The sequence below is a fragment of the Dokdonella sp. genome, from assembly GCF_039926425.1.
Taxonomy (GTDB): Bacteria; Pseudomonadota; Gammaproteobacteria; order Xanthomonadales; family Rhodanobacteraceae; genus Dokdonella_A.
Map to the genome: position 1 here is coordinate 1 of NZ_JBDSWZ010000031.1, position 4,756 is coordinate 4,756.

Here is a 4,756-nt window from a genome sequence, read left to right on the forward strand (position 1 = left end):
CCGAAGTCGAGCAGCTTCACTTCGCCATCGCGACCGATGAGGATGTTCGATGGCTTGAGGTCGCGGTGGACGACCAGCCGCTGATGCGCATGGCCGACTGCGGCGCACACGGTGAGGAACACGCGCAAGCGCGCATCGATGCCGAGCTGTTGCCGGTCGCATGCTGCGCGCACGTCCTCGCCATCGATGTATTCGAGCGCGAGCCAGGGTTTTCCGTCGCTGGTGACCCCGCCATCGACAAGGTGGGCGATGTTCGGATGCTGCAGACCTGCGAGGATCTGCCGTTCCGCGCGAAACCGCGCCAGCAGGTCATCAGCGTCCCAGCCACCGCGGACGAGTTTGATCGCAACGCGCTGCTCGAATGTGCCGTCAGCGCGCTCGGCCAGCCAGACCGAGCCCATGCCACCGCGTCCGATCTCGCGAACCAGGCGGAAGGGTCCGATGAGGCCGTCCGAGGGTTCCGGCGAAGGTGCCATCTCGACCGCATTGGTCCATTGTCCGGCTACCTGCGCAATGTCCGCGTCGAGCTCGAATCCCGGCAATCCCTTCGTGGCAGCGTCGGCGCGCAGCATCGCCAGCACGTCGGTGTGCACGTCTGCGTCGTCTGCGCAGTCCCGTGCGAGGTATTCCGCCCAGTCCGCCGGCGCCCGGTCCACCATGGCATCGAACAGCGTGCGTGTCCGTCGCCAGCGTTGCGCATCCATCGATGACCTCCCGAGTGCTGCGATCAGATTACAGGCCCGGCCGGGTCAGGTGGGTCGCGGGCTGACGGCGTGGCTGGCTCGGACTACCATGCGGGAAAGGGGGCCGAACACACATGAACGACATGGATGATCCGGAGCTGACCCGAGCCATCGCAGCAGGCGCCGCCGATGCGGACGCCCGCGAGCGGGCACTGAACTTCGTCTACGACGATTTGTTGCGCATCGCGCGGGCGGAGCTTGCGCGCCATCGACGCGGAGAAACGCTCAATACCCGCGTGCTGGTCAACGAGGCGTATCTGAAGCTGTTCGAAGGTCGCGCAAGCGTGTTCGAGAATCGCGCGCACTTTTTCGCGACCGCCGCCCGCGCCATGCGTCAAGTGGTGATCGACTATGCGCGCGCCCGCCTCGCCGACCGCCGTGGCGGCGGTGCCGAACACGTGCCCCTCGATGCGCTCGAGGGCGTGCCACTGCCGATCGATGAACAGGCTTCCCAGCTGGTTGGCATGGACGAGGCGTTGAAAAAGCTCGCACTGCTTGACCCCCGCTTGGTGAAGGTCGTCGAGATGCGTTTTTTTGCGGGCCTGGAAGTGAGCCAGATCGCCGAGTTGCTGGGTGTTTCGGAGCCCACGATCAAACGCGACACCCGCGCGGCCAAGGCATTTCTGCACAAGGAACTGCAGGCGGCGTGAGCGCTGCCCACGTGTGCCATCCGCTCGACGTCTTTTATCGCGATTGAACCTCTGGGAGGACACCGCACCCGACCCATGCGTCATTATCTGACGCTCCGTGTCGTCCTCGTCATCCGAACGCGTTACGACTGAAGTTGCGGACAATCGAGGAAACGCGCAGGCGGGCCTACAATTGCCGGATGCCACTTCTGAATCCGCTCACTCTTCTCCACCTTGACGACGACGTCGTTGCGGTCAACAAGCCGGCCGGCATCGCCGTGCATCGCAGCCATCTCGTCGGCGCCGACGAAGACTACGTGATGGATCGGCTCCGCTTGCAGGTTGATGGGAAGCTGCACGCGGTGCATCGACTGGATCGCGCCACCAGCGGAGTGTTGCTGGTCGCGCGATCGGCCGCGATGGCCGCCGAACTGGGCCGCCAGATGATGGACCGCAGTGTGGGCAAGAACTATCTCGCCGCGGTGCGCGGCTGGCCGGCGGAGGAGGGCGAGATCGACTATCCGCTGTCCGGCTCGAGTCTGCGCGGCGAGGCGAAAGCGGCACTCACGCGCTGGAGCCGGCTGGCGACCATCGAAGTTCCGATTGCCCAGGGCAAATATCCGCAGCAACGTTATGCGCTGCTCGATGTGCGCCCGCAAACCGGTCGCTACCGGCAGATCCGTCGCCATTTCCATCATCTCTCGCATCATTTGCTGGGTGACACCAGCCATGGACGAGGCGACCACAACCGGCTGATCCGCCAGTACTTCGGCGTGCATCGATTGATGCTTCATGCATCGCGATTGCGCGTGCGTCATCCGGCGTCGGGCGAACCGCTCGATCTGCGTGCGCCGTTGGACGATGCGTGGCTGAAGCTGTTGCGCGCGTTCGACTGGATCGATGTGGCAACCTTGCAAACCGGCCACACTGCCGCAAGCTGACGGGCCAGCCTCTTCGTCGACAGCGATCCGCCAAGGCTCTCCGGATCGAATTGGCTGGCGACGAAACCGATGAGTCTGTAAAATAGGGCATGCGCATACTCTCCGACGCTTTAACCTTCGATGATGTCCTGCTGGTTCCGGCCCACTCGGCGGTTCTGCCCCGCGACGTCGATCTCGGCACCCGCCTCACCCGATCCATTCGCCTCAATCTTCCGATCGTCTCTGCGGCGATGGACACCGTCACCGAAGCGCGACTCGCGATCACGATGGCCCAATGCGGCGGCATGGGCATCATCCACAAGAACATGACCATTGAACGCCAGGCGGCCGAAGTGCGCCTGGTGAAGAAGTTCGAAGCGGGGGTCATTCGCGATCCGATCACCGTCGGACCGCAGACCTCGATCCGTGAAGTCATCCAGCTCACGCGTCGGCACAACATCTCCGGCGTGCCGGTCACCGACGGCGAACAGCTTGTCGGCATCGTCACCAATCGCGACCTGCGTTTCGAGAAGAAGCCCGAAGATCCGGTCAAGAACATCATGACCCGCAAGGAGCGCCTCGTCACCGTGCAGGAAGGCGCGACGGAAGACGATGTACTCGCGCTGCTGCACAAGCACCGCATCGAGAAAGTCCTGGTCGTCGACGACGCATTCCGGCTGCGCGGGCTGATCACCGTGAAGGACATCCAGAAGGCGCGCGACAATCCGAACGCGTGCAAGGACGATCATGAGCGCTTGCGCGTCGGTGCCGCCGTGGGTGTCGGCGGTGATACCGAGCAGCGCGTTGCTGCCTTGATCGAGGCCGGCGTCGACGCGCTGATCGTCGATACCGCGCACGGCCACTCCCAAGGCGTGATCGATCGCGTGCGATGGGTGCGCCGCACCTTTCCCGACATTGCGCTGATTGCCGGCAACATCGTCACCGGCGACGCCGCTCGCATGCTGGTCGACGCGGGTGTAGATGCAGTCAAGGTCGGTGTCGGGCCAGGATCCATCTGCACGACGCGCATCGTCGCCGGCGTCGGCGTGCCGCAGATCACGGCGATCAACATGGTTGCCGAGGCGCTCAAGGAAAGCGATATCGGTCTCATCGCCGACGGTGGCATCCGCTACTCCGGCGACATCGCGAAAGCCATCGCCGCAGGCGCGGACTGCGTGATGATCGGCGGCATGTTTGCCGGCACGGAGGAAGCGCCCGGCGAGGTCGAGCTCTACCAGGGCCGCTCGTACAAGAGTTATCGTGGCATGGGATCACTCGGCGCGATGGAGAAGGGGTCGAAAGACCGTTATTTCCAGGACGACGAGGGGGACACCGACAAGCTGGTGCCCGAAGGCATCGAGGGTCGTGTGCCGTATCGCGGCCCGCTGCGCAGCATCGTCCATCAGCTCGGTGGCGGCCTGCGTGCATCCATGGGCTACGTCGGCTGCGCGACGATCGACGACATGCGAAGCAAGCCGCAGTTCGTGAAGATCACCACGGCGGGCGTGCGTGAATCGCATGTGCACGACGTGACGATCACCAAGGAAGCGCCGAACTATCGGCTGGACTGATTTGTGCGCGCATGGTTGATCGTCATTGTGTTGCTGGCGCCGAACCTCTGCGGTGCGACGTCGGCCGAGCCGCGGACGGAATTGCAGGTGGATCTGGCCGGAAAAACGTACACCATGTCTGCCGGTTCCGACATCCAGGTGTTTGTTGACGGCAAGCCGCAAACTCTGCGGATCACAGAGCTGCCGTGGCGCCATTTTTCGGAGGCGGGGATCCGTTTCGATTACCCGCGGCATTTCCCGTGGGAGACCGATCCTGCGCCACCGGCAAGCTGGACGCTGGACGGCAACAGCGCCGTCATCATGGTTTTCGACTATGGCGTTGGAACCGTTCGCTCACCGGAAGAGGTTGTGGATGGCATCGAGAACGCACTTGCCGTGAAAACGCATCCGCGACGCCAAAAGGCCGTGCTGCTCACCAAGGCTGCGGGAGCGTTGAACGGCATCGTTTCGACGCTCAAACTGGCGTCGAGCACGATCAGCAATGAAGTTTTCGTGCTTCCCCGCGCAAATCGATCGGTCGTGCTCGTGCTGCAGGATTCGCTCGACGACCACGGAGAGCACACCGCCGAATATGGCGAGATGCGCGAGCGTCTCGCGGCAACACTGGAGTTCTGAATCCGTGGACGGTATTCATCAGCATCGCATCCTCATCCTCGATTTCGGCGCGCAATACACGCAGCTGATCGCACGTCGCATTCGCGAGATCGGTGTCTATTGCGAGATATGGGCGTGGGACCACGATCCGGCTGCGATTGCCGCGTTCGGTGCGAAAGGCATCATTCTGTCGGGCGGACCGGAGTCGACCACGCTGGTGGGCGCGCCGAAAGCACCGCAGGCGGTCTTTGATGCGGGAGTGCCGCTGCTCGGAATCTGCTATGGCCTGCAGACGATGG

At 63.5% G+C, this 4,756-nt stretch carries 5 protein-coding genes and 1 pseudogene; 5 read left to right on the forward strand and 1 reads right to left on the reverse strand.

Translation table 11 applies throughout. The features are described from left to right. On the reverse strand, positions 1-704 hold a 704-nt coding region (locus ABIV12_RS01740), incomplete at its 3' end, for a serine/threonine-protein kinase (RefSeq protein WP_348055604.1). Between the two features lie 113 nt (positions 705-817). Here ABIV12_RS01740 and ABIV12_RS01745 point away from each other — a divergent pair. From ABIV12_RS01745 to ABIV12_RS01765, 5 genes and pseudogenes are all read left to right on the forward strand, one after another. Then, on the forward strand, positions 818-1,393 hold the full coding sequence (locus ABIV12_RS01745; RefSeq protein WP_348055606.1) for an ECF-type sigma factor: 576 nt from the start codon (positions 818-820) through the stop codon (positions 1,391-1,393). A gap of 179 nt (positions 1,394-1,572) precedes the next feature. Beyond that, a complete protein-coding gene (locus ABIV12_RS01750; protein ID WP_348055608.1) occupies positions 1,573-2,313 on the forward strand; it encodes a pseudouridine synthase in 741 nt (246 codons plus the stop codon). 89 nt (positions 2,314-2,402) lie between these two features. Then, a complete protein-coding gene (gene guaB / locus ABIV12_RS01755; RefSeq protein ID WP_348055610.1) occupies positions 2,403-3,863 on the forward strand; it encodes an IMP dehydrogenase in 1,461 nt (486 codons plus the stop codon). Positions 3,864-3,866: 3 nt separating this feature from the next. Then, positions 3,867-4,478 carry a hypothetical protein gene (locus ABIV12_RS01760; RefSeq protein WP_348055612.1) on the forward strand — a complete coding sequence of 204 codons (612 nt, stop codon included), beginning with the start codon at positions 3,867-3,869 and terminating at the stop codon, positions 4,476-4,478. A gap of 4 nt (positions 4,479-4,482) precedes the next feature. After that, positions 4,483-4,756 (forward strand): annotated as a pseudogene (locus tag ABIV12_RS01765) (GMP synthase (glutamine-hydrolyzing)); the annotation flags it as partial.